The sequence below is a fragment of the Bacillus sp. ISL-46 genome, assembly GCF_018613205.1.
In genome coordinates this window covers 157601-181623 of sequence record NZ_JAGGQR010000011.1, presented here as the reverse complement: position 1 = coordinate 181623, position 24023 = coordinate 157601, and the positions used below count along the sequence as shown (strand labels likewise).

The window sequence follows — 24023 nt, the reverse complement described above, 5'->3', positions numbered from 1 at the left end:
GTGCTTGCTGTATGTTGAGTCTAAACAATGTACATGCCGACACTTGAAAAATGTAACAAAAGTTCATAGCAAGAGGAGGTGTAACGATGGAACCAATTACAATCATCTCCATTTTGCTTGGCCTTATCGTCGGTGCCGTTGTTGGCTATTTTGTTCATAAATCCATTGCTGATGCAAAAGTAGCAGGTGCAAAGAATGCTGCAGAGCAGATTCTTGAAGATGCTAAACGTGATGCTGATTCATTGAAAAAGGAAGCTTTGCTAGAAGCAAAGGATGAAATTCACAAGCTTCGGACTGAAGCAGAGCGTGAGGTTCGTGAACGAAGAAATGAAATGCAAAAACAAGAAAACCGTTTACTGCAAAGAGAAGAGAATTTAGATCGAAAAGAGGAAACGTTAAACAAGCGTGAAAATCTTTTAGAAAAGAAGGATGATTCTCTAAACCAAAGACAACAGCATATTGAAGAGATGGAAAGCAAAGTGGACGAGTTAGTACGAAAACAACAAACTGAACTCGAACGAATATCGAGCTTAACGCGCGAGGAAGCAAAAACAATCATTATTGATCGAATGGAGCAGGAACTTACCCATGACACTGCGATAATGATCAAGGAAAGCGAAAATCGTGCAAAAGAGGAAGCCGACAAGAAAGCAAAGGAAATACTTTCGTTAGCAATCCAGCGTTGCGCTGCTGACCATGTTGCGGAAACGACTGTCTCTGTCGTCAACCTGCCAAATGACGAAATGAAGGGCCGTATTATTGGCCGTGAAGGAAGAAATATTCGTACGCTTGAAACGTTAACAGGAATTGATTTAATCATTGATGATACTCCTGAAGCTGTCATTCTATCAGGTTTTGATCCTATTCGTCGCGAAACGGCTCGCTTAGCACTGGAGAAATTGGTCCAAGACGGGCGGATCCATCCAGCACGAATTGAGGAAATGGTAGAAAAATCACGTCGCGAAGTAGATGAGTATATCCGTGAAGTGGGTGAGCAAACCACCTTTGAAGTGGGTGTTCATGGACTCCATCCAGATCTGATCAAAATTCTTGGTCGCTTAAAATTCCGTACTAGTTACGGGCAAAACGTATTAAAGCATTCAATGGAAGTTGCGCAACTGTCTGGTTTACTTGCTGCTGAACTTGGCCAAGATGAAACTTTGGCACGTCGTGCGGGCTTGCTTCATGATATTGGGAAAGCCATCGACCATGAAGTAGAAGGCAGCCATGTTGAAATTGGTGTTGAACTTGCAACCAAATACAAGGAACATCCGGTAGTAATCAATAGTATTGCTTCCCATCATGGGGATACAGAGGCAACATCTATCATAGCAGTTTTAGTTGCAGCAGCAGATGCCTTATCAGCTGCAAGACCAGGTGCACGTAGTGAGACGCTTGAAAACTATATTCGCCGTCTTGAAAAGTTAGAGGAGATTTCGGAATCCTATGAAGGTGTAGAGAAATCCTTTGCCATTCAAGCAGGTCGAGAGGTACGTATTATAGTTAGACCGGATTCAGTTGATGATCTTGCTGCTCATCGATTAGCACGCGATATTCGTAAGCGCATTGAAGAAGAGCTTGATTATCCAGGTCATATTAAAGTGACAGTTATTCGTGAGACACGGGCTGTTGAATACGCAAAATAAAGCGGTGCGCATGCACCGCTTTATTTTTTGCAGCAACTAATCCGATTAAATAATGCCTGAATGTGATACAATTTATACAATAACTATTTTTTTAACGAAAGGAACAAAAATGAATCTACTTTTTATCGGTGATGTCGTCGGTTCACCAGGCCGGGACATGGTAAAGGAATATTTGCCAAAATTAAAAGAAAAATATCGTCCTAATTTTACTATTATCAATGGGGAGAATGCAGCAGGAGGCAAGGGGATTACTGAAAAAATCTATCGTGAATTCTTAGGGTATGGGGCACAGGCAGTAACACTAGGTAATCACTCATGGGATAATCGTGAAATTTTTGAATTTATCGGTACTGCAAAAAATATGGTTAGACCAGCAAATTTTCCAGAAGGAACACCAGGGAAGGGTATGGCATTTTTTAAAGTCAATGATTTAGAAGTTGCCGTTATTAATCTGCAGGGTCGAACCTTTATGGCTCCATTGGATTGTCCTTTTAAGAAAGCTGACGAATTAGTTGAAATTGCCAGGGAGAGAACCCCATATATTTTTGTGGATTTTCATGCGGAAGTAACAAGTGAGAAACAGGCAATGGGTTGGTATTTAGATGGAAGGGTCTCTGCCGTTGTGGGGACACATACACATGTTCAAACGGCCGATAACCGGGTTTTACCGGGAGGCACAGGATATTTATCTGATGTAGGGATGACAGGGCCGTATGATGGCATTTTAGGGGTGGAGAGAGAAGCAGTCCTTAAAAGGTTCCTAACCAGTCTGCCAGTCCGGTTTGAAGTGGCAACCGCAGGAAGAATTCAGTTAAGTGCAGTTATGATTGAACTAGATCGTAAAACAGGCTTAACAAAAAAGATACAGCCCATTTTAATAAATGATGACCATCCGTTTTACTCTTAAGAGCAAATTTCATTTGCTCTTTTTTTGTCCAAGCCGGAATATGTTTTTTGACAAATGAATATAGTAGCAGTGGAATGTTATAACCTGATTTGTTCATGAAACTGCTCATGCGGGATCGGGATTTTCTAAGGAGGAGCTAGAAATGGATATATTAAAAGTTTCAGCAAAATCTAATCCTAATTCTGTAGCTGGTGCGCTTGCCGGGGTTCTGCGTGAAAGAGGTGCAGCGGAAATACAGGCAATTGGGGCGGGTGCATTGAATCAAGCCGTAAAGGCAGTAGCGATTGCTCGAGGATTTGTAGCACCTAGCGGAGTTGATTTAATCTGTATCCCTGCGTTTACCGATATTTTAATTGACGGGGAAGAACGCACAGCTATCAAGCTAATTGTAGAACCACGTTGAAAGAGATAGACTATTTATAGGAGACCAAACAAAAGGACATTTACCTTTACCTGCTTGTTTTCAAGCAGGTATTTTTTAGGTTTTATTTCTCACTAATTGGTATTAAATGATATTTACTTATTAAAGTATTATTCTACCATAACCTTTAATAATTTTTAAAATTCAAATCATGAATGTGCATAGCTTGAATTAATATTGCAAAACGCCGTATAATGCGGATAAATCATGTTTTTTTATTTGTAATCTTGTAGAAAGCAAGTATATTTCAAATAATAAAAAAATATTCATATTTTAGACATTATTTCGCTTTAAAGGGTTGCAATTTTTAGTTCATAGGTCTAGAATTGTAAGCGTTTAGTACATATCCTTTCTCCTTTTTATTAGTCTTTTTATATAAAATGGGCTAATTTCTAGTGATTTACTCGGAATAGTGCTAAAATAATAAATGGATCATCAAAACTACTTATTTTTACATATCCAAAGGGGTGTAAGTCATGATCAATCAACTTTCATGGAAAGTTGGAGGACAACAAGGGGAAGGTATTGAAAGTACTGGGGAAATCTTTGCTATTGCACTGAATCGCCTGGGATATTACTTGTATGGTTATCGTCACTTTTCTTCACGTATTAAAGGTGGTCATACCAACAATAAAATCAGAGTTAGTACTACAGAAGTTCGTTCTATTTCTGATGACTTAGATATCCTTGTAGCATTTGACCAGGAAACTATTGATGTAAACTACAAAGAATTACACAGTAATGGAGTAATCCTTGCTGATGCAAAATTCAATCCAAAGAAGCCGGAAGATACTGAAGCTACATTGTATGCGGTTCCATTTACTGAAATTGCGACAGAGCTCGGAACTTCTCTAATGAAAAACATGGTTGCAATTGGTGCAACTTCTGCTGTATTAGACTTAGATATTCATGTATTTGAAGTAGTAGTTCGCGAGATTTTTGGTAAAAAAGGCGACCAAGTAGTTGCAAAAAATATGGATGCGATCAAAGCTGGCTTTGATAAAATGAAGGAAAATCTTGCAGTTGGCACCCAAACAATGGAGCTTGAAAAGGCTGATGGCAAAAAGCGGATGTTCATGATTGGAAATGACGCTATTGCTCTTGGAGCTATTGCAGGCGGATGCCGTTTTATGGCAGCCTACCCAATTACACCAGCTTCTGAAATAATGGAATATTTGATTAAAAAGCTACCTGCACTAGGTGGTACTGTAATTCAAACCGAAGATGAAATTGCTGCATGTACAATGGCAATTGGAGCAAACTACGGCGGTGTTCGTACAATTACTGCTTCAGCAGGTCCAGGATTATCTTTAAAAATGGAAGCAATTGGCCTATCAGGTATTACTGAAACGCCACTAGTAATTGTTGACACGCAACGTGGCGGTCCATCAACAGGATTACCAACAAAACAAGAACAATCAGACCTTATGGCGATGATTTATGGAACACATGGTGAAATTCCGAAAATTGTAATGGCTCCAAGCACTGTTGAAGAAGCATTCTATGATACAGCTGAAGCATTCAATTTAGCAGAAGAATATCAATGTCCAGTCATTATTTTATCTGACCTACAATTATCCTTGGGTAAACAAACGGTTGAACCATTAAATTATGACAAGGTTGAAATCAGACGTGGAAAATTGGTAACAGGGGACATACCCGCTAACGAAAACAATGCATATTTTAAACGCTATGAAGTAACAGAGGACGGAGTTTCTCCACGTGTAATCCCTGGTATGAAAAATGGTATTCATCACGTAACAGGTGTCGAGCATGATGAGACTGGTAAACCATCCGAATCTGCTCCAAACCGAATTGCGCAAATGGATAAGCGTTTCCGTAAGGTCGAAAATATCCGCTTTAATACACCAGTATATAAAAATGTTAAGCACGAAGATGCTGATGTACTATTTGTAGGTTTTAATTCGACTCGTGGTGTTATTGAAGAAGCAATGATTCGTTTAGAGAAAGATGGCTTAAAAGTAAATCATGCTCATATTCGTTTGATCCATCCATTCCCAACTGACGAAGTTCTTCCGCTTGTTCGTTCTGCGAAGAAAGTTGTTGTAGTGGAAAACAATGCAACTGGACAATTAGCCAATATTATGAAAATGAATGTTGGACATGCTGAAAAAATTACTAAGCATCTTAAATATGATGGTAATCCGTTCCTACCACACGAAGTATATACAAAATGTAAGGAGTTGTTCTAAATGGCCACTTTTAAAGACTTTCGTAACAATGTAAAACCGAACTGGTGCCCTGGCTGTGGCGACTTCTCCGTACAAGCGGCAATGCAACGTGCGGCAGCAAATGTAGGCTTAGAGCCAGAAAACTTAGCTGTAATTTCTGGAATCGGCTGTTCAGGACGTATTTCCGGTTATATTAATTCATATGGCTTCCATGGGATTCATGGTCGTTCACTTCCAATCGCACAGGGTGTTAAAATGGCTAATCGTGATTTAACTGTTATCGCCTCTGGTGGTGACGGTGACGGTTATGCGATCGGGATGGGGCATACGATTCATGCCATTCGTCGTAATCTCGATATTACTTATATCGTTATGGATAACCAAATATATGGTTTGACTAAAGGTCAAACTTCGCCACGTTCAGCTACAGGCTTTAAAACAAAGTCAACTCCGATGGGGTCAATTGAGCAATCAATTTCTCCGATGGAAATGGCGTTGACTGTAGGAGCAACATTTGTTGCACAAAGTTTCTCTACAGATCTAAAAGATTTAACTGCCTTAATTGAAGCCGGTTTAAAACACAAAGGATTTTCTTTAATCAATGTTTTCAGCCCTTGTGTTACTTATAATAAGGTAAACACCTATGATTGGTTTAAAGAAAATCTAACAAAACTTAGTGATATAGAGGGTTATGATCCTTCAAATCGCGAAGATGCAATGCAGACATTAATGAAGCATAATGGTCTTGTTACAGGACTTATTTATCAAAATACTGAGCGTAAGTCTTATCAAGAACTGATCACTGGCTACTCGGAAGCACCGTTAGCAAAAGCTGACCTTAATCTTGACCAAAATTATTTTGATAAATTAGTTTCTGAATTTATCTAATGATAGTAGCAAAATCCCGTGACTTGACGTCACGGGATTTTCTATTGTTTTCAATCAAGTTAACCTTTATACTATAATAATGTGCGGAGAAAGTCTGGAGTCTTCATTCATCTTTTGCACAGATTAAAATCTTAAAAATTTAATAGATGAATTACGTAATATGAAAAGAAAGGGGCATTTGAACAAATGAATGAAAAACAACGTTTAGAAGGTCAGAAAGTCGAGTCTGTTAATTCTTCGGACAAAAAATCCGCCAAGGATTACAGCAAGTACTTTGAACAAGTAATTACTGCACCTTCTTTAACAGAAGCGAAGAAACGCGGAAAAGAAGAAGTAAAGTACCATAATGATTTTTCTATTTCTGAAGAATTTCGTGGAATGGGCGAGGGGCGGAAATTTTATATCCGTACTTATGGCTGTCAAATGAACGAACATGATACTGAAGTAATGGCTGGGATTTTCTTAGCATTAGGCTATGAACCAACCGACAGCACGGAGGATGCAAATGTCATTCTTTTAAATACATGCGCGATCAGGGAGAACGCTGAAAATAAAGTGTTCGGTGAACTTGGCCATTTAAAGTCCTTGAAATTGGAAAAGCCTGATTTACTTATCGGTGTTTGTGGGTGTATGTCTCAAGAGGAATCTGTAGTTAATAAGATTCTCAAAACCTACCATCAGGTCGATATGATTTTTGGTACCCATAATATTCATCGTTTACCAAATATATTGCATGAAGCATATATGTCAAAAGAATTGGTTGTTGAAGTATGGTCAAAAGAAGGCGACGTGATTGAAAACCTTCCAAAAGTACGCCGTGGAAATATTAAAGCATGGGTTAACATCATGTACGGCTGCGATAAATTCTGTACTTATTGCATCGTCCCTTTCACCCGTGGAAAGGAACGAAGCCGTCGTCCAGAAGAAATTATCCAAGAAGTACGTCATCTAGCTGCACAAGGCTACCAAGAAGTTACTTTGCTTGGTCAAAACGTGAATGCCTATGGGAAAGATTTAGAGGACGGAACTTATGGACTTGGTGAACTGATGGATGAATTGCGAAAAATTGATATTCCAAGGATTCGTTTTACAACAAGCCACCCGCGTGACTTTGATGATCGTCTAATTGAGGTCCTTGCCAAAGGCGGCAATTTAATGGATCATATCCATTTGCCAGTGCAATCAGGTTCAACCGATGTGCTAAAAATCATGGCTCGTAAATATTCAAGAGAACAATATTTAGAGCTTGTTAAAAAAATCAAAGCGGCCATTCCGAATGTTGCTTTAACAACGGATATTATCGTTGGTTATCCGAACGAAACAGACGAACAGTTTGAAGAAACGATGTCCCTCTATCGTGAAGTTGGTTATGAATTAGCATATACATTTATTTATTCTCCGCGTGAAGGTACTCCAGCTGCAAAAATGGAGGATAACGTTCCGATGGAAGTAAAGAAAGCACGCTTACAACGCTTAAATGCTCTTGTGAATGAGCTTTCATTAGAAGCTATGAAAAAACATGAAGGCCAAATCCTTGAAGTTCTTGTTGAAGGGGAAAGTAAGAACAATCCTGATGTTCTTGCAGGCTACACTTCTAGGAGTAAGCTTGTAAACTTTGTTGCACCAAAATCAGCGATTGGCAAGATTGTAAAAGTAAAAATTACACAAGCAAAAACATGGTCATTAAACGGAGAAATGGTGGAAGAACTAGAACCAGCAGAGGTGAAGTAAAATGGCGAAATATACAAAAGACGATATCGTTGCACGTGCAACTGATTTAGCACGGATGATTGCAGAAACAGAAGAAGTTGACTTTTTTAAACGAGCAGAGGCTCAATTAAATGAAAATAAGAAAGTTCATACCTTAATAGCTGACATTAAGGGATTGCAAAAGCAGGCTGTAAACCTTCAGCATTATGGAAAACCAGAAGCACTAAAAAAGGTAGAAGATAAAATTGCTTCAATTGAGCAAGAGTTGGATGAAATACCTGTGGTCCAGGATTTCAAACAATCACAATTAGAAGTGAATGAATTGCTACAAATCATTGCCTCAACCATTTCGAATACTGTAACCGATGAAATTATCATTTCAACGGGCGGCGATGTATTGTTAGGAGAAACTGGATCTAGCATGCAAAATGGCGGCGGGGCTTGTGAAGGTCACGACGATTGCGATCACGATCATTAATACTCTAGCCAGGCTTTTAACAAAGCCTGGCTTTTTTTTAGGCAGTGTTAAAGGTCAATGTTGATTTATAACCAAGTTGATTGGAGCGGAAATCAACAGCCAAGTTTAACAGAGTTGAACAGAGCTGTTTTAATAAATCTAATCCACTTTTATATTCCCCTGATTCCTGCCATTTTATTAACCTTCGTTTTAAGTACAGGCCAAGAAGGCACACACCTATAAATCCCGCATAAAATGAACTATGACTAAACTTTTATCCAGTACTCATCAAAATAAAAATCACACTAGTCTTATATCATGCATACGATGAAATGAAAATGAATGAGGAGGGTTCGCGCGAAATGGGAGACTATAGAGAGATAATTACCAAGGCCGTAGTAGCGAAAGGACGTAAATTCACCCAGTCCAATCATACGATTAGCCCGGCGCATAGTCCAACAAGTATACTTGGCTGTTGGATCATCAACCATAAATACAATGCGAAAAAGGTTGGCAAGACTGTAGAGATACATGGCTCTTACGACATCAATGTTTGGTATTCATTTAATGATAATACCAAAACAGAAGTTGTTACAGAACGTGTCCAATATACAGATGTCATTAAGTTAAAGTATCGTGACCATGACTGCCTCGATGACAATGAAATAAGTGCTCGAGTGCTGCAGCAGCCTAATTGCTGTGAAGCGGTCATTTCCCCTAATGGTAACAGAATCATCGTCCATGTCGAAAGGGAATTCCTTGTAGAGGTGATTGGCGAGACTAAGGTTTGTGTTCGCGTCAGTTCTGAAGGCTGCAAGGACAATGACGATGAGTGGGGAATGGACGTAGACGATGAAGAATTCGAGGAGTTAAATCCTGATTTCTTAGTCGGCTCAGAAGAAGAATAAAACTAACTAGGAGGTTTTTACTTCCTAGTTTTTTTCTTTTTTCGTAAAAAGGATGGAAAAGTTCTGATTTTAGAATGATTAGATGCTAAAATCAGCAAGCTATTTTAAGGAGGTGTTACTATGGAACCGAGACAGCCTGGAAATAAAAATATGCCTGATTTTGAACAATTAAATGACAGAATTATCGCTGAAAGCTCTCCTTCGCCAATGTTAGTTATTAAAACAAATCTTGACCCAAAAGATGCTTCAGAAAATAATCCGTATTATCATAATACGGAAGTAAAAAACGCTAAAGCAATGAAGGAATACTTTCAGGAATAAGAAAAGCCAGGATATTAAACCTGGCTTTTCATCCATTCTGGTTTTAATAATGATAATACAAACGTATCATGAAATTGCTCATTTTGATTGATATACCCTCGTAGTAATCCTTCCTTCGAGAAGCCTAGCTTAATTAGTAAATTTATGGATGACACATTTTCAGGGTAAACTATAGCTCCAATTCGAAATAAATCCAATTGATTAAAACTAAAGCGGATCACTTCTTTAATCGCCTCTGAACCATAGCCCATCCTCCAATAGTCGGGATGAAGCTCATAACCAATTTCTGCACGCTTATTTTTTAGATGTAAACCATTAAGACCAACAGTGCCGATGATCCTTTGATTTTCCTTTAATTTGATACCCCAGCGGATCCCACGTTTATCAACCAGGTTCTTATGAAACATATCAATTAATCTTGAAGCTTCGACAGGTAAAGTAAAACGATTTGTTCCATAAAAACGGGTCACTTCTTCTAATGATAAAATCTCGTATAGATAATCAACATGCTGATGTGTTAATTCAATTAATTTAAGTCTTTTCGTATTTAAAATGGGAAAAGTCATGGCAACCCTCTCTATTTGTCCCTTTACCCGTATACTCAACAAGAGTGGTAAAAGGGGATTTCCAAATGAATACTAAATTTTTCTGTTAACTAATAGTGTATAATGGCTTATAAGAAATTTCCATTAAATTTTGAATAAATTTATTGAACATTTTATCTTACATAATGGTAAGATGTGTGGAGAAAATCATTTCTTAGATTGACCCTATTCAAAAAATGAATGCCTAATAGATTAGAAGGTGTGCAAGTGCAAAAAGCAGAGTATATAAATTTAATAGAAACAGAATTATTACCAAGAATACAATTAACGTCTGACAGTCCGTTTGACCCTATCATTGTAAAAAATATGTCACCGTTATGGAAAACGATCGGAAGCGGTAATTATGCTGGGGTCTTTACACTTGATGCTCATCCAGAGTGGGTGGTAAAAGTTTATGGTCGAAGCCTCGAGGAGCTTAAAAAAGAAATTGATGTTTACAAGAGGTTAGGAAACCATAAAAGTTATTCTTCACTTTATGATTATGGTGAAAATTATTTAATCCTAAAAAAGCTTAACGGTATTACCTTGTTTGATGCTGTGGTAAAGGGAGTTCCAATCCCTGAAGCTGTCATAAAGGATATTGATTCAGGTTTGGATTATGCGAGGTCAGTTGGATTAAATCCCTATGATGTTCACGGCAAGAATGTCGTCATGTTTGAGGGGAAAGGTTATATTGTTGATATTTCTGATTTTTATAAACAAGGGTACTGCAAAAAATGGAAAGATTTAAAAAAAGCTTATTACAAGATTTATTTACCATATATATATAAATATCATCCGCCTATCCCATTTTTTATCGTCGATGCGGTGAGAAAAGGATATCGGATGTATCGTCGTTTGAAAAAAAAGGCAATAAAGAAAAATAAAAATTAGCGAGGTGAAATTATGGATGATCGTCAATTTCGAAACGCAATGGGAAAGTTTGCAACAGGGGTAACGGTGGTCGCAACGGAAGTGGCTGGAAATGTCCATGGAATGACTGCGAATGCATTCATGTCTGTTTCTCTAAATCCAAAACTTGTCGTAATCTCAATTGCTGAAAAAGCACAAATGCTTGAAAAAATAAGACAAAGTAAAAGCTTTTCAGTCAATATACTTGCGGCAGATCAACAAGAATTATCAATGATTTTCGCGGGACAGTCGAAAAATCAACAAGAAATTGTGTTTGACCGCCTCGAGGGTATACCTGTTTTACCAAGAGCAACTGCTCAAATTGTTTGCGAAGTATCAGCGGAGCATGATGAAGGTGATCACACACTCTTTATTGGCAGAGTAACCAATCTTAAAGTTGAAGATTCTGAGCCATTAATCTATTTTAGTGGAAAATACCGATTGTTAGCAGAGGAGTAATTGGTGGGTTAAGCAGATTGGTTAGTTTTTTACTAATTTTTGAAAAGATTATAAAAAATAGACTCGATAAGCAAAGATTATCAGTAAAATTTTACTTGATAACGATATGTAAAAAATGCCCTGAAATTTTCAGGGCATTTTTTAGTGTTTTCGCGAAATAACGACTCTAATTCTAAAAATAAAAAATATTTAGAATATATTGACAAGTATTTATTAGGTATGTAGAATTACAGTTAGTAAAAGAAAGCGCTTTTTTTACCGTTTTATACAATTAAAAAAGTAATAAACGTAAAATTAAAATTTTAGTTCTGTTGTTTTGATGGCCAACAAAACAACCTGCTCGAAATTTTTGTTTTATTTTGAAAGCGGATTCATTATCTATTTCAAAACATTTATGAAATGATATGGGAGGTTTACCAATGGCAGTAAAGACCATCAGCAGAAATTTTCTTAAGTTTTTGGTTGTTATTCTTGCTTTCCAAGATGTAGCTGCAGGGGTAGCAGGATCAATAATGGCTGACATCATTAAGGCATTTCCACAATATGACCCCACAATTGTTATGTTAGTTGCTACTTTTCCAGGATTAATACAAATTGTTCCTGCTCTCTTTTATGGTAAACTTTCCAAAATGTTCAAGAAGCGAACACTATTGTTTGTCGGCTTAAGCCTTTTCATCATCGGAGGAGTCCTTCCAACATTTATTGATAACCTATGGTTGATAATTGCTATGAGAGGGATATTAGGACTTGGTGTCGGGATTACAATGCCGTTATCGGTGGACGTTATTACAGATTTCTTTGATGGAAGAGAAAGAGATTTCTTGATTGGATTTGGTACATCAACAATTGCCTGTATCGGAGCAATTTTCTTCCAATTGGTTGGAGGGATCTTAGCGGATGCTTATGGGTGGCATTATGGTTTCCTAACCTACCTGTTCCCTATTTGGATTCTTGCTATTACAATCCTTTACCTGCCCGAGCCTGAGAAGAAACAGGTATCTAAAGCCGATAGTAATCAGGCAGCCGTAAAGATTAAATTGCCAAAAGCAATCTATTGGGTAAGTCTCGGACAGGTCTTTTATTCAGCGCTAATTTTTGGCTATGTAGTAAATATTTCAGTTGTCATTCAAGCGGATAAATTAGGTAATGCCACAGAAGCTGGTTTGGCTATATCCATCTTTACTTTTGGTACTTTAATAGCTGGTTTCCTTTTTGGGAAGATAAAACACAAACTTCCAACCATGTATTTACCGCTTGCTGTTTTAATGACCGGTGTTGGAATGGCCATCTGTTACTACTCTCCAACTCTAACAATGATCTTAATTGGAAGTGTATTCGGTGGCTTTGCGATGGGTATTGGCATTCCAGGAGTATTTACTAGGGTTTCTGAGTTAACTCCAGTAGGTGCTCCTTCAAATGTAGGTTTAGTGGTTGCAGGGCAAGGGATTGGAGGGATTTTAGGGCCTTTTGGATTTCAAGTGATTCAAAATATATTTAACCAAGATATAGGTAGATTCCCATTAGCAGTTAGTGCAATTGGATTAGTTGCATTAGCAATCATTTGGGCCATTTCGGTAATGAAGCCGAAAAGGGATATTGAGGCTACTCTAAGTCAATGACAAAGAAAAAGCTAAAATGATGAGTAGAAAATTCATCATTTTAGCTTTTTATATGAAAAAAATTATTACATGAGAGGGGACGTATGATGGGGAATTCATTACAAAGATTACAAAATAAAGTTGCGATTGTAACGGGCAGTACTTCCGGGATTGGCGAAGCAACCGCTAAATTATTTGCTGCAGAGGGTGCAAAAGTTGTAGTTGTCGGAAGAAGAAGGGAAAACGGAGAAAGAATCGTTGATTCCATCAATAGCCAGGGAGGAGAAGCGATCTTCGTACAGACAGATATGACGGACGAAGAACAAATCATAAATTTAGTAGATAGTACGTTAGAGAGATTTGGTCAAATTGATATTCTTATCAATAATGCAGGGAGAATTATTGAAAAACCATTTATTGAACTAACAAACAGTGATTGGGATGAATTCGTTGCACTTGATGCGTATTCTTATTTCCGTGCCATGCAGTTGGTCCTTCCGCATATGGAAAAACGGTCTTCAGGAAACATTGTCAATGTGACCTCTTTAGCTGCAGTCAGTGTCATGCCTACCCATGCCCTCTATAGTTTTGTTAAAGCAGGAATCACCCATATGTCAAAGGTAGTAGCTGCTGAGTATGCCGGAAAAGGCATCAGGGTGAATTGCTTATTGCCGGGTGTGGTCTATACGGAAATGATTGCCGATAATCCGAATACCCCTCACATGGAAAAAATCATCCCATTGGGCAGAATGTCCACACCAGAAGAACAGGCAAAAACAATTTTATTCATGGTTTCTGATGAATCATCCTATATGACTGGTACATCCATTGTATCTGATGGCGGTGTAAGAGGAATATAGACATCAATCCAAAAAGCAAAGGAGGATATAAAATGCTGTTAAAAGATAAAATAGCCGTTATAACTGGTGGAGCAAAGGGCATGGGAGAAGCTACATCTAAAAAATTCGCCGAACAAGGCGCGACCGTAGTCATTGCCGATTTGGATTTTAATGCTGCCCGTATCGTTTCTGAAAACATCCAAACAGGCGGAGGACAAGCTCGCGCCTATAATCAGGTGGACGTTACTGATCAATCAACCATTAAAACAACAGTAGATCGTACAATTGAGGAATTTGGCCGAATTGATATTTTAGTAAATTGTGCTGGAGGTACCTTTGGTGCCAACGGAAGTAGTGAAAACATTAATATGAATGATTGGGACAGAACCATGAAGCTAAACCTTAATGGTACCCTTAATCCAATCATGGAAATCTTACCCTACATGAAAAAACAAAAATCTGGTAAAATCGTTAATTTCTCTTCCATTGGGGCTTTTAACGCCTATACCGTTGTCCTTCATTACCATGCTGCTAAAGGAGCAGTCGAGAGTCTCACCCATAATCTTGCCTTTGAACTTGCACCGCTCGGAATTCATGCAAACGTCATCTCACCTGGTCCCATCATGACTCCTTTTTGGGACGAATTAATGCCGCCTGGTCCTGAACGAGATCAATTTACAGAGGCTCTTGCCAATAAAGAAGTTCCAATGCAGAGAATGGGGACGGCTGAGGATATTGCAGGAGTCTGTTTGTTTCTGGCTTCTGACTTATCGGATTATGTGACAGGGCAGAAGATAAATGTTGGCGGCGGTATGGGAAATATCATTTCTCATAATTCTACCTTCTTATCGTCTGATGAAAATAAACAGGTTAATAAATGATAGATTTGGCTATTAGTTGAAAAGCATCGCTATTATTTGTCACTATGAAAGATTTGAGGAGGAGGAGATACATTGGATAAAGGTTTAAAAGTACTTAATAAGTCACCATTTCAAAAGCTAACTGCGGTAGCTTCTGCATTAGCACTACTTTCAGGGTGTTCCTATAAAAATATTACGGGTCAGGAAGTAAAAGCAGAGGTTTTAAAGCAGAAAACAAATGAACAAAAACAAAAAAGCCAGCAAAAAGAAGGAGAGGACTCACCCAAACCAAATATTGTGTATATTGTCTTAGACGATTCTGGTTTTTCTGATATTGGAAGCTATGGATCCGAAGTCAAAACGCCTAACTTAGATTGGTTAGCGGAAAACGGACTTCGTTATAACAATTCCCATGTAACGCCGGTGTGTTCACCAACCCGTGCAGCTTTACTTACAGGACGGAATCCACATGATATAGGAATGTCAACAGTAGCCAATTTTGATATGGGCCCTGAATATGAAAACAAACGTGGCAGAATCTATCCGGAAGCGGGAACAATTGCTGAAGTTCTTAGCGAAAATAGCTACAATAATTACGCATTAGGGAAATGGCACTTATCCCCTTCCCACCAAGTAACTCCTGCTGGTCCTTATGAAAATTGGCCGCTAGGCAAAGGCTTTGACCGCTTCTACGGTTTTCTTGAGGACTCTGGTGATCAATATAGACCAGAATTAATACAGGATAACAGTCCGGTTGATGTACCTAAGAAGGAAAACTATCATTTCTCTGAGGATATAGTGGATCGAGCCAATCAATATGTAACCGACCAATCTTCAGTGAATCCAGAAAAACCATTTTTCCTATACTTATCTTTTGGTGCACAGCACCAACCAGTTCAAGTTCCAAAGAAATATATCGATATGTATAAAGGGGTATATGACAAAGGCTGGGATAAAATCCGGGAAGAAAGGTTTAATAAGCAGAAACAATTAGGGATTATTCCAAAAGACACTAAATTACCTGGACTTAACCCAGGAGTTAAGCCGTGGGAGCAACTTACTAATGATGAGAAAAAGGCGTTTATCCGTTTCCAAGAAACATACGCAGGCTTTTTGACGCATACCGATGAGCAAATTGGCCGCTTTATTGAGAAATTACGCTCTGTCGGGGAATTGGAAAATACAATGATTGTTTTCTTATCAGATAACGGGACTAGTTCCATGGGCAAAAATACAGGATCGATTAATCATACACTCCCATATAACGATGTACCTGAAAAATTAGAAGATGTTGTTAAGCATATCGACGATATAGGAAGTGAACGAGCAGGAGCAGAATCTCCGACTGGCTGGGCTCAAGTAAGTAATACCCCTTTTAAATTCTATAAAGCTACAACCTTTGAAGCAGGAATTCATACACCGCTGATTGTTTATTATCCAAAGGTGATTAAAGATAAAGGAGCGATTCGCAATCAGTATGTACATGTAAGTGATATCACTCCCACTGTTTATGATGTATTAGGAATTGATATACCTAAGGAGATAAAGGGAGTAAAGCAAATGGGCCTTCAAGGCAAGAGTTTTGCCGATTCATTTAAAAGTTCCAAATCATTAGGAAAGAAAACACAGTATTTTGAAAATAAAGGGCAGCGGGCCATATATCATGACGGTTGGAAAGCGTTAACACTCCATAAGAAAGGAGACCCTTATGAAAAGGATATCTGGCAGCTTTACCATGTAGCAGAAGACTTTTCTGAAACAAATGACCTTGCGGCAAAATTCCCAGAAAAGGTAAATGAACTGAAGAAGTTATGGGAGGAGGAAGCAAGGAAATATGGAGTATATCCAATGACAGATATCGCTGGAGAAGGATTTTTAACTATCCCTGCGGATTCCATCCGTGCAAGAAATACCTTTACATTTTACCCTGGAATGTCCCGTTTATCAGAGTCAGCTTCACCATTCATTATTAACCGTACCTATTCCATCACGGTCCCAATTGAACGTGACAGCGCAACCGATGATGGCGTCCTCGTTGCTTTAGGAGGTTATGAGAGTGGTTATACGTTATATATAAAAAATAACAAGCTAGTTTATGAATACAACATGGGAAATGCTGTTTATCGAATTGAATCGAAAGAAGATGTGCCTGTAGGAAAATCAGCAATCCGGTTTGAGTTTAGTAAAACTGAAGCCAACAAAGGTATTGGAAGCCTATATATTAATGGACGGAAAGTCGGAGAAGGTAGTATTGACAAAACACATCAATATAAAATTGCCTTCGAAGGATTGGATATCGGTAAGGATACACTCTATCCTGTAAGCCCAGCCTACCAAAATGAAGGAACGTTCGAATTTTCAGGAGAGATTGAAAAAGTCGTCTATGAATTGAAGTAGAAAAATGAAATGCGATTAAGTAAATAAAAAAAGAAATATAAGCCAGTGCCAATGGGGTTACTGGCTTATATTCTAAGAAACGAAGGAGAATAAAAATGGAGAAAACCTATGAACAAACAAAAGGATTTCATATTCTAGCCAAACCATCAGGTCCAATTTGTATTGATTGCCATTATTGTTTTTATACAGAGAAAGAAGCTTTCTTTTCCGAAAAAGGTCGTTTTCGGATGTCAGATGAAACGTTAGAGGAGTTTATTCAGCAATACATAAAATCGCAAGATGTTAATGAAATTCCGTTCGTTTGGCAGGGGGGGGAACCCACCTTAATGGGTCTTGATTTTTATAAGAAAGTGATTGAATTGCAAAAGAAGTATGGTAGCGGGAAAAGAATCACCAACTCTCTGCAAACGAATGGTACACTTTTAAATGAAGAATGGTGTCAATTTCTGGCAAAACATAAATTCCTTGTAGGCCTTAGTCTTGATGGTCCGGAATACATTCATAATGAATATAGAGTTGACCGTGGAGGGGAACCAACATTCCATAAGGTTCAGAAAGCTTTGCGTCTATTAAAAAAATATAAGGTGAATTTTAATGTGTTAGTCTGTGTGACAAAGTATTCTTCTAAGTATCCTCTTGAAATCTATCATTTCTTTAAAGAGGAAGGAGTAGAGTTCATTCAATTCATTCCTATTGTTGAACGAATGCCGGATATGGAAGCCAAAAAAATTGGGCTTCGACATGCCACACCACCTTCCGTAAATCAGGAAGAAGCACAGCAAGCTGTTTCCACTTGGACGGTAGAAGCAGAGAAGTATGGTGACTTTCTTATCACTATTTTTGAAGAGTGGGTAAGAAAGGATGTAGGAAAAATTCTTGTAATGAATTTTGAACAAGCTCTTACCTCTTGGCTTGGACTCCCATCAACAACTTGTATATTTGCAGAAACTTGTGGAAGGGCTGCGATGGTTGAACACAATGGAGATGTGTATTCGTGTGATCATTTTATGTATCCTGAATACCAACTGGGGAATATTTTCGACAATACATTTGTTGAAATGATTGAATCTAACAAACAAAGAGTATTTGGGGAAAATAAAAAATCCTCTCTTCCGGACTACTGCAAAACATGTGAAGTACGTTTTGCGTGCAACGGAGAGTGTCCAAAACACCGCTTTCTTCAAACACCTGATGGCGAGCCAGGATTAAACTATTTGTGTACAGGATATAAAAAATATTTTAACCATATTCATCGATATATGAAAGTAATGGTTCAACTAATTGAAAACGGCTTACCAGCGTCTGAAATAATGGAAGTTATTAAAAGACCTCTAATCATAAAAGGGTATTAATAAAAATTCCCTCTGCGCTTACAAACCGATTAAGTTTTTGAAAAAGTATTCAGAATTTATTGACAAAGTCAAATGAACAAAGGTAAAATTATAGTTAGTTAAAGAAAGCGCTTTTATTACCAATTTTTCCACTATACGTGTAGTAAAAATACGGTACTGAAATTTTAGAGTAATAAGAATTAACATGAAAAATTATTTTTACAAAGTGAGGGTAACGAATATGACAGCAGTTGAAACAAAGAAGGTTCAAACAGGAAGCTATCAAACATTTATACATGAAGGTGGTGATAACTCCTCTGAAACGATCATATTCCTTCATGGGAGCGGACCAGGGGTAAGTGCTAAATCAAACTGGCAGCACATATTACCACATTTTAATGGGAATTTTCATGTAGTCGCACCGGATATTTTCGGGTTTGGAAATACAGACCATCCTGAGACATACCCAAAAAATGGTGCCGAGTGGATGAATGAGAGAATTAAGCAGGTTTTGGCACTGATGGATGATTTAGGGGTAGAAAAAGCACATTTAGTTGGAAACTCTCTCGGTGGTGTCATCGCCCAGCATCTACTAATGTACGCACCTGAACGTTTTGATCGTGTTGTATTAATGGGGGCAGGCGGAGGTTTAACCGAACCAACCCCTGAACTTGCTAAATTGGCAAACTTTCATAAAGACCCAGATCCTGTAGCGTTTAAAAATTTATTAAGTTGGTTTTTATATGATAAAAGTATCCTAGAAGATGAGCTGGAAAAGATTGTTGCAGAACGATTAGAGCTATTTTTAAAGCCCGAAGTTCGCAGATCATATGAGGAGAATTTCTCGAAATCACATTTGTCGGATATGCTTATCCCGCCTTCAGCACTGAAACAGATGGACCATTCTATTTTACTAATTCACGGACATGCTGACCGTTTTGTACCACTCCAAAGCAGCCTTTATGTAATGGACTATTTGCCAAATGCACAGCTGCATGTCTTTAAGCGCTGTGGTCATTGGGCGCAAGTCGAACAAAAAGAAAGATTTATCAAATTAACATCTGATTTTTTCAATGGTGACCTATAAACTAAAACTAACACACCCTTGATCGTCATTATAGTAGATTAGGATAAAACTCTAGTATATCCTAAAGTGACAATAGACACTCGCTAGCGAATTAACATATTATAGGGGTAACTAATCCTAGAAAATAGCAGGTGTATGATATGAAAATTGATAAGGCTTATCGCTATATTAAAAGATTAATTATTGAAGGAATCTGGGAACCAGAAACCTCGATAAATGTGAATGAGATTACGGAAAAACTAAATATGAGCCGGACACCCGTCCACAAGGCATTATCTAAACTTGAGCAAGAAGGATTTCTCACAATTATTCCGCAGGTTGGTGTCTTCGTAAAAAGACCTGACCCAGAAGAGGTTTTAGAACGATTATTAGTTTGTGCCAATTTAGATGCATTAATGACTGAGCAGGCTGCATTAAATCTGAACGAAGAGGAATTTTGTTTTTTGGAAGAAATCTTAACAAAAATGGATAATCCTGGGTTATCAGCTGATGAATACTCTAGCTTAAATATCGATTTTCATCGCATCATTTATGAAGCCTCCAAGTTAACTTATACCTTTAATCTCGCGAAGACACTTTGGGATTATCTGAATTTTGTAGGTAATCCGGAAGAGTTATTCACGGATGAACGTCGGAAACAGTCTCAAACGGAGCATTGGATCATTTTTTATAGTCTACGAGAAAAGGACAGTAAAATGGCCAAAAGATTAATGGAGAAACATATGCGTCGAGTAGCTAAGTTAGTAGGAGAAAAATATCAGGACATTGATTTAAACCAACGTGTGTTTAACTAATCATTTCCACGGCTAATGAAAGAAAGAACAACTACTATTATTGCGGGGGGTACTCGAATGGAACAAAGGGTGTTGGACACAAAAAAAGAATTGGTGGAAAAGGCTAGGTCTCTGATTCCAAAATTACGTGAATATGGGGAAGAAATTGAAAAGACTAATTCATTACCCAAAGAGATTATTGATGATTTGCAAAATGAAGGGACGTTAAAAGTATTACGTCCACATCTATTTGGCGGTTATCAAACAGATATGCGGACATATACAGAGGTTGTCACTGAAATTTCTCGTGGAAATGGGTCGGCAGGCTGGTTTGTCGCACTTAGTAATATTAGGGATTATATGATTTCTTATACGTTTGGAGAAAAAGCTTTAAGCGAAATTTACAAACAAGGGGAAGATGTTGTCCTAGCTGGGAATTTTAAACCAATCAAATGTGACATCAAAAAGGTGGATGGCGGCTATTTTATCGAGGAAGCGCAGTGGCCGTTTGTATCAGGAAGTCCACATGCTGACTGGTGTTACTTTGGGTTTCCAATCTTCGATGAAAACGGCGGCGTAGAAATGGCTATTATGGTTATTCCTCGCAACGAATTAGAGGTCCTTGACGACTGGTATGTAATGGGCTTAAAGGGATCGGGCAGTAATAGCTGTCATATTAAAAATGTGTTTGTACCAGATCACCGTGTGTCATTAGATCGTCTAGCCAGTAAAGGCCATTATCTCATTGAGCCACTAAAAGATGTCGCCTTATACAGGTCATCTTTTGTTCCTTCACTAACTTTGTCGATTGTAGCACCTGCGTTGGGACTAGCAAAGGCCGCAATGGATTTATATATGGAAAGGCTTCCAAAAGCGGGTATAGGAAATACTTTCTATAACAAACAAGCTGAGGCACCAGTAACACATCACCAGGTTGCCCAAGCGCAGCTGAAAATTGATTCAGCTGAGATGCATCTTTATCGAGCTGTAGATAAAATTGATTCCTATGCCGAGCGTGGACAGGTATTGGATAAAAATGAAATTGTCAAAATAAAAGCAGACTTTGGTTATGTGAACCAATTATGTAAAGAATCGATTGATCTCCTAGTTGCTGGGGTTGGCTCGATGTTCACGTATGAAACAAACCCAATTCAAAGAGTTTATCGAGATTTTTTAACCATGCATTTACATGGCTTTATCACTCCATCAAGTTTAATTGAAACCTATGGAAGAGTCTTGTGCGGACAAGAACCGAATACTTATTTTGTTTAATATCCTTCTACTAATCTTTTCAAAAGTGCAACCTTAAATATCTGACTATTACCAAAATTAGATTAATTGATAATTTTCATAAAAATCAAGGAGGTATATGGTATGAGTTTACCAGAAATCGCAAAATTAGGGCACGTTGCATTAGTATCAACGGATCTTGACAAATCACTTTGGTTCTTCAAAGAGTTAATTGGTCTTGAAGAAACAGAAGTAGTTAACGGTACCCATTATTTACGTGCATGGGGTGATTTTGAACATCATACGCTTTCAATTACTGCAGGAGAGAAGTCGTATGTAGACCACATTGCCTGGCGGACAAAACGACCGGAAGATGTTGAAGGATTTGCCCAGCTTCTAAAGGAAGCAGGGACAGAAGTAAATTGGGTTGAAGCTGGTGTAGAAGCGGGCCAAGGAAGAGCGATTCGCTTTCAATTACCAAGTGAGCACCGCTTTGAAATTTATTATGACATGGAAAAGACATTAGCGGAGCCGTCCAAACGGTCGGTATTAAAGAATCAGACTTATAAATCATGGGCACGCGGCGTATCACCACGAAGAATAGACCATGTCAATCTCCTATCATCATTAAAGGCAAATGTCATTTCTGATTATTTAATAGAAAAGTTAGGTTTTAAAATGAGGGAATGTGTTCAAGCTCCAGATGAATCTTTAATTGGTGCCTGGTTAAGTGTCACACCATTGGTGCATGATATCGCAGTAAGCCATGATCCATTTTCACCATCGACACATCAAATTCACCATTTGTCTTACTGGCTTGATAATGCCCAAGATCTTCTTCGGGCGGCAGATATCTTAGCTGAAAATGGGATAAAGTTTAAAGGTCCTGGTAAGCACGGTATTTCGCAAGCTATGTACATTTACGTTGTCGATCCAGGCAGCGGAGTCCGCTTGGAATTGTTCACCAATGGGTATCTAATCTTTGAACCAGACTGGGAGCCGATCGTGTGGACTTTGGATGAAATGGATGTTGGTTTTACCTTCTGGGGCGACCAAACGGACACACTACCAGAAAACAATCCGACGATTGAAGCATAAGAGTTTAGTAGATAACTTAAAATAACACAATCGGAAAAGCAGAAAGGGGTCATTAGAATGGATGATCGATTATTTAGAACCGCCATGGGAAAATTTGCAACAGGTGTAACCGTTATTGCAACAGATGTCGAAGGTGATGTGCATGGAATGACTGCAAATGCCTTCATGTCAGTGTCACTTAGTCCAAAGCTAGTTGTAATCTCGATTGGGGAAAAAGCTAAAATCCTTGAGAAAATAAAACAAAGTCAAACATTTTCAGTCAATATTTTAGCTGCGGATCAACAGGAACTTTCAATGATTTTTGCTGGACAAATAAAAGAGCCACGGGAAGTCATTTTTAATCGTCTTGATGGGAAACCAGTATTAGCTGGTGCCGTCGCCCAAATTGCCTGTGAAGTAACTGCTGAGCACGTCGAAGGGGATCATACCCTTTTTATCGGCAAGGTGACTGATATTAAGCTTGAAGATGCTGAACCACTTCTTTTTTATAGCGGACGCTATCGTACTTTAATAGAGGAATCAACTGTTACATCGAATTAAAAAAAATCACAACCATGCTTTAATAGCATCGACATAAAGGAGCAATGGTAATGGATATTCAAAAAGCTGCTACAGCACTAATGAAAGCGGAAAGTGAGAAACAGCCGATTGCTCCCTTTACTTCATCCACAGAAGAAATTTCTGTGGATGAAGCCTACCAAATTCAGCTGCACCAAATTCATCATAAAGTGGATAAAGGTGCAGTAATTGTTGGGAAAAAAATCGGTCTCACAAGTAAAGCAATGCAGGATATGTTTAATGTGAACGAGCCTGATTATGGGCACCTTCTTAATGACATGATCTATGAGGATGGAGAGACGATTGGACTAAATCAGTTCATCCAGCCAAAGATTGAATTCGAAATCGCCTTTGTCTTAAAAAAAGATTTAAGTGGTCCTGGAGTAACAATGAATGACGTCATCGAAGCGACCGATTACATTGTACCGGCACTCGAAATTATTGACAGTCGGATTAGAGACTGGCAAATCAAGTTCGAAGACACGGTAGCAGACAATGGCTCTTCAGCAGGGGCGGTTATCGGCAAAACAACTGCTAAGATAGATGGGCTTGACCTCACCAAAATTAGCATGAATGTATTTAGGAATAATGAATTTTTGGACTCTGCTGTAAGTGCAGCTGTAATGGGGAATCCTGCTCAAGCCGTTGCCTGGCTTGCTAATGCCCTAGGAAATTACGGTATCTCTCTATATGCTGGTGAAGTTATTCTTGCTGGAGCTCTTTCAAAGGCGATAGTCATAGAGGATGGGGATACATTCACAGCAGAATTTGAACATATGGGTTCAGTATCAGCGAGCTTCAAAAGAAACCGTTAAAAATAAATAAAACACTAGTACGATTTATGTTT

Annotated in this window: 23 protein-coding genes; 22 read left to right on the top strand and 1 reads right to left on the bottom strand. The window is 38.4% G+C overall.

Going from position 1 to position 24023, the window contains the following annotated elements:
- The first annotated feature begins 86 nt into the window (after nt 1-86).
- The 9 genes from rny (at nt 87) to J7E67_RS05855 (ending at nt 9450) form a co-directional block, all read left to right on the top strand.
- Entirely contained in the window at nt 87-1646 is a 1560-nt protein-coding gene (gene rny, locus J7E67_RS05895; protein WP_168242803.1) for a ribonuclease Y, read from the top strand.
- A 109-nt stretch (nt 1647-1755) separates the two neighbouring features.
- Complete coding sequence (locus tag J7E67_RS05890) at nt 1756-2553, top strand: TIGR00282 family metallophosphoesterase (RefSeq protein WP_214714483.1); 798 nt, start codon at nt 1756-1758, stop codon at nt 2551-2553.
- Between the two features lie 142 nt (nt 2554-2695).
- Nucleotides 2696-2956: a stage V sporulation protein SpoVS gene (gene spoVS, locus J7E67_RS05885; protein ID WP_026566505.1), complete on the top strand. Its 261-nt coding sequence runs from the start codon at nt 2696-2698 to the stop codon at nt 2954-2956.
- 494 nt (nt 2957-3450) lie between these two features.
- The gene (locus J7E67_RS05880; RefSeq protein WP_214714481.1) at nt 3451-5187 is read left to right on the top strand and encodes a 2-oxoacid:acceptor oxidoreductase subunit alpha; all 1737 of its coding nucleotides are present in this window, start codon (nt 3451-3453) and stop codon (nt 5185-5187) included.
- Complete coding sequence (locus J7E67_RS05875) at nt 5188-6054, top strand: 2-oxoacid:ferredoxin oxidoreductase subunit beta (RefSeq protein WP_214714479.1); 867 nt, start codon at nt 5188-5190, stop codon at nt 6052-6054.
- A gap of 186 nt (nt 6055-6240) precedes the next feature.
- Nucleotides 6241-7785: a tRNA (N6-isopentenyl adenosine(37)-C2)-methylthiotransferase MiaB gene (miaB, locus tag J7E67_RS05870; protein ID WP_214714477.1), complete on the top strand. Its 1545-nt coding sequence runs from the start codon at nt 6241-6243 to the stop codon at nt 7783-7785.
- A 1-nt stretch (nt 7786) separates the two neighbouring features.
- Nucleotides 7787-8242, top strand: coding sequence for a YlbF/YmcA family competence regulator (locus tag J7E67_RS05865; protein ID WP_088086428.1), 456 nt, complete (start codon nt 7787-7789; stop codon nt 8240-8242).
- 341 nt (nt 8243-8583) lie between these two features.
- Entirely contained in the window at nt 8584-9129 is a 546-nt protein-coding gene (locus J7E67_RS05860; protein ID WP_088086429.1) for an outer spore coat protein CotE, read from the top strand.
- A gap of 120 nt (nt 9130-9249) precedes the next feature.
- Complete coding sequence (locus J7E67_RS05855) at nt 9250-9450, top strand: hypothetical protein (protein ID WP_168242806.1); 201 nt, start codon at nt 9250-9252, stop codon at nt 9448-9450.
- A gap of 14 nt (nt 9451-9464) precedes the next feature.
- Here J7E67_RS05855 and J7E67_RS05850 read toward each other — a convergent pair whose 3' ends face one another.
- Nucleotides 9465-10016, bottom strand: a complete 552-nt coding sequence (locus J7E67_RS05850) for a GNAT family N-acetyltransferase (RefSeq protein WP_214714475.1) — start codon at nt 10014-10016, stop codon at nt 9465-9467.
- Between the two features lie 246 nt (nt 10017-10262).
- On the opposite strand from J7E67_RS05850, the gene J7E67_RS05845 reads away from it, so the two are divergent.
- The 13 genes from J7E67_RS05845 to J7E67_RS05785 all read left to right on the top strand — a co-directional run bounded on the left by J7E67_RS05845 (nt 10263) and on the right by J7E67_RS05785 (nt 23991).
- The gene (locus J7E67_RS05845) at nt 10263-10928 is read left to right on the top strand and encodes a protein kinase family protein (RefSeq protein WP_214714473.1); all 666 of its coding nucleotides are present in this window, start codon (nt 10263-10265) and stop codon (nt 10926-10928) included.
- 12 nt (nt 10929-10940) lie between these two features.
- Entirely contained in the window at nt 10941-11405 is a 465-nt protein-coding gene (locus tag J7E67_RS05840; protein ID WP_214714471.1) for a flavin reductase family protein, read from the top strand.
- 419 nt (nt 11406-11824) lie between these two features.
- Complete coding sequence (locus J7E67_RS05835) at nt 11825-13024, top strand: MFS transporter (RefSeq protein WP_214714469.1); 1200 nt, start codon at nt 11825-11827, stop codon at nt 13022-13024.
- An 83-nt stretch (nt 13025-13107) separates the two neighbouring features.
- The gene (locus J7E67_RS05830) at nt 13108-13863 is read left to right on the top strand and encodes an SDR family NAD(P)-dependent oxidoreductase (protein WP_214731211.1); all 756 of its coding nucleotides are present in this window, start codon (nt 13108-13110) and stop codon (nt 13861-13863) included.
- 32 nt (nt 13864-13895) lie between these two features.
- Nucleotides 13896-14723 (top strand): SDR family NAD(P)-dependent oxidoreductase, encoded by an 828-nt coding sequence (locus J7E67_RS05825; RefSeq protein ID WP_214714465.1) that lies wholly within the window; start codon nt 13896-13898, stop codon nt 14721-14723.
- Nucleotides 14724-14795: 72 nt separating this feature from the next.
- Nucleotides 14796-17099 (top strand): arylsulfatase, encoded by a 2304-nt coding sequence (locus tag J7E67_RS05820; protein WP_214714463.1) that lies wholly within the window; start codon nt 14796-14798, stop codon nt 17097-17099.
- Between the two features lie 95 nt (nt 17100-17194).
- Nucleotides 17195-18451 carry an anaerobic sulfatase maturase gene (locus tag J7E67_RS05815; RefSeq protein ID WP_214714461.1) on the top strand — a complete coding sequence of 419 codons (1257 nt, stop codon included), beginning with the start codon at nt 17195-17197 and terminating at the stop codon, nt 18449-18451.
- A gap of 220 nt (nt 18452-18671) precedes the next feature.
- Complete coding sequence (locus J7E67_RS05810; RefSeq protein ID WP_214714459.1) at nt 18672-19517, top strand: alpha/beta fold hydrolase; 846 nt, start codon at nt 18672-18674, stop codon at nt 19515-19517.
- Nucleotides 19518-19657: 140 nt separating this feature from the next.
- Complete coding sequence (locus J7E67_RS05805; protein WP_214714457.1) at nt 19658-20311, top strand: GntR family transcriptional regulator; 654 nt, start codon at nt 19658-19660, stop codon at nt 20309-20311.
- Between the two features lie 57 nt (nt 20312-20368).
- Entirely contained in the window at nt 20369-21562 is a 1194-nt protein-coding gene (locus J7E67_RS05800) for an acyl-CoA dehydrogenase family protein (protein WP_214714455.1), read from the top strand.
- A 102-nt stretch (nt 21563-21664) separates the two neighbouring features.
- On the top strand, nt 21665-22618 hold the full coding sequence (locus J7E67_RS05795; protein ID WP_214714453.1) for a VOC family protein: 954 nt from the start codon (nt 21665-21667) through the stop codon (nt 22616-22618).
- A 57-nt stretch (nt 22619-22675) separates the two neighbouring features.
- Nucleotides 22676-23158, top strand: coding sequence for a flavin reductase family protein (locus J7E67_RS05790; RefSeq protein WP_214731210.1), 483 nt, complete (start codon nt 22676-22678; stop codon nt 23156-23158).
- A gap of 50 nt (nt 23159-23208) precedes the next feature.
- Nucleotides 23209-23991, top strand: coding sequence for a 2-keto-4-pentenoate hydratase (locus tag J7E67_RS05785; protein WP_214714449.1), 783 nt, complete (start codon nt 23209-23211; stop codon nt 23989-23991).
- Nucleotides 23992-24023: the final 32 nt, after the last annotated feature.

What these genes read in the sequence shown, in the direction of transcription:
- rny (WP_168242803.1), top strand. Translation starts at nt 87, where the DNA reads ATGGAACCAATTACAATCATCTCCATTTTGCTTGGCCTTATCGTCGGT.
- J7E67_RS05890 (WP_214714483.1), top strand. Translation starts at nt 1,756, where the DNA reads ATGAATCTACTTTTTATCGGTGATGTCGTCGGTTCACCAGGCCGGGAC.
- spoVS (WP_026566505.1), top strand. Translation starts at nt 2,696, where the DNA reads ATGGATATATTAAAAGTTTCAGCAAAATCTAATCCTAATTCTGTAGCT.
- J7E67_RS05880 (WP_214714481.1), top strand. Translation starts at nt 3,451, where the DNA reads ATGATCAATCAACTTTCATGGAAAGTTGGAGGACAACAAGGGGAAGGT.
- J7E67_RS05875 (WP_214714479.1), top strand. Translation starts at nt 5,188, where the DNA reads ATGGCCACTTTTAAAGACTTTCGTAACAATGTAAAACCGAACTGGTGC.
- miaB (WP_214714477.1), top strand. Translation starts at nt 6,241, where the DNA reads ATGAATGAAAAACAACGTTTAGAAGGTCAGAAAGTCGAGTCTGTTAAT.
- J7E67_RS05865 (WP_088086428.1), top strand. Translation starts at nt 7,787, where the DNA reads ATGGCGAAATATACAAAAGACGATATCGTTGCACGTGCAACTGATTTA.
- J7E67_RS05860 (WP_088086429.1), top strand. Translation starts at nt 8,584, where the DNA reads ATGGGAGACTATAGAGAGATAATTACCAAGGCCGTAGTAGCGAAAGGA.
- J7E67_RS05855 (WP_168242806.1), top strand. Translation starts at nt 9,250, where the DNA reads ATGGAACCGAGACAGCCTGGAAATAAAAATATGCCTGATTTTGAACAA.
- J7E67_RS05850 (WP_214714475.1), bottom strand. Translation starts at nt 10,016, where the DNA reads ATGACTTTTCCCATTTTAAATACGAAAAGACTTAAATTAATTGAATTA.
- J7E67_RS05840 (WP_214714471.1), top strand. Translation starts at nt 10,941, where the DNA reads ATGGATGATCGTCAATTTCGAAACGCAATGGGAAAGTTTGCAACAGGG.
- J7E67_RS05835 (WP_214714469.1), top strand. Translation starts at nt 11,825, where the DNA reads ATGGCAGTAAAGACCATCAGCAGAAATTTTCTTAAGTTTTTGGTTGTT.
- J7E67_RS05830 (WP_214731211.1), top strand. Translation starts at nt 13,108, where the DNA reads ATGATGGGGAATTCATTACAAAGATTACAAAATAAAGTTGCGATTGTA.
- J7E67_RS05825 (WP_214714465.1), top strand. Translation starts at nt 13,896, where the DNA reads ATGCTGTTAAAAGATAAAATAGCCGTTATAACTGGTGGAGCAAAGGGC.
- J7E67_RS05815 (WP_214714461.1), top strand. Translation starts at nt 17,195, where the DNA reads ATGGAGAAAACCTATGAACAAACAAAAGGATTTCATATTCTAGCCAAA.
- J7E67_RS05810 (WP_214714459.1), top strand. Translation starts at nt 18,672, where the DNA reads ATGACAGCAGTTGAAACAAAGAAGGTTCAAACAGGAAGCTATCAAACA.
- J7E67_RS05805 (WP_214714457.1), top strand. Translation starts at nt 19,658, where the DNA reads ATGAAAATTGATAAGGCTTATCGCTATATTAAAAGATTAATTATTGAA.
- J7E67_RS05800 (WP_214714455.1), top strand. Translation starts at nt 20,369, where the DNA reads ATGGAACAAAGGGTGTTGGACACAAAAAAAGAATTGGTGGAAAAGGCT.
- J7E67_RS05795 (WP_214714453.1), top strand. Translation starts at nt 21,665, where the DNA reads ATGAGTTTACCAGAAATCGCAAAATTAGGGCACGTTGCATTAGTATCA.
- J7E67_RS05790 (WP_214731210.1), top strand. Translation starts at nt 22,676, where the DNA reads ATGGATGATCGATTATTTAGAACCGCCATGGGAAAATTTGCAACAGGT.
- J7E67_RS05785 (WP_214714449.1), top strand. Translation starts at nt 23,209, where the DNA reads ATGGATATTCAAAAAGCTGCTACAGCACTAATGAAAGCGGAAAGTGAG.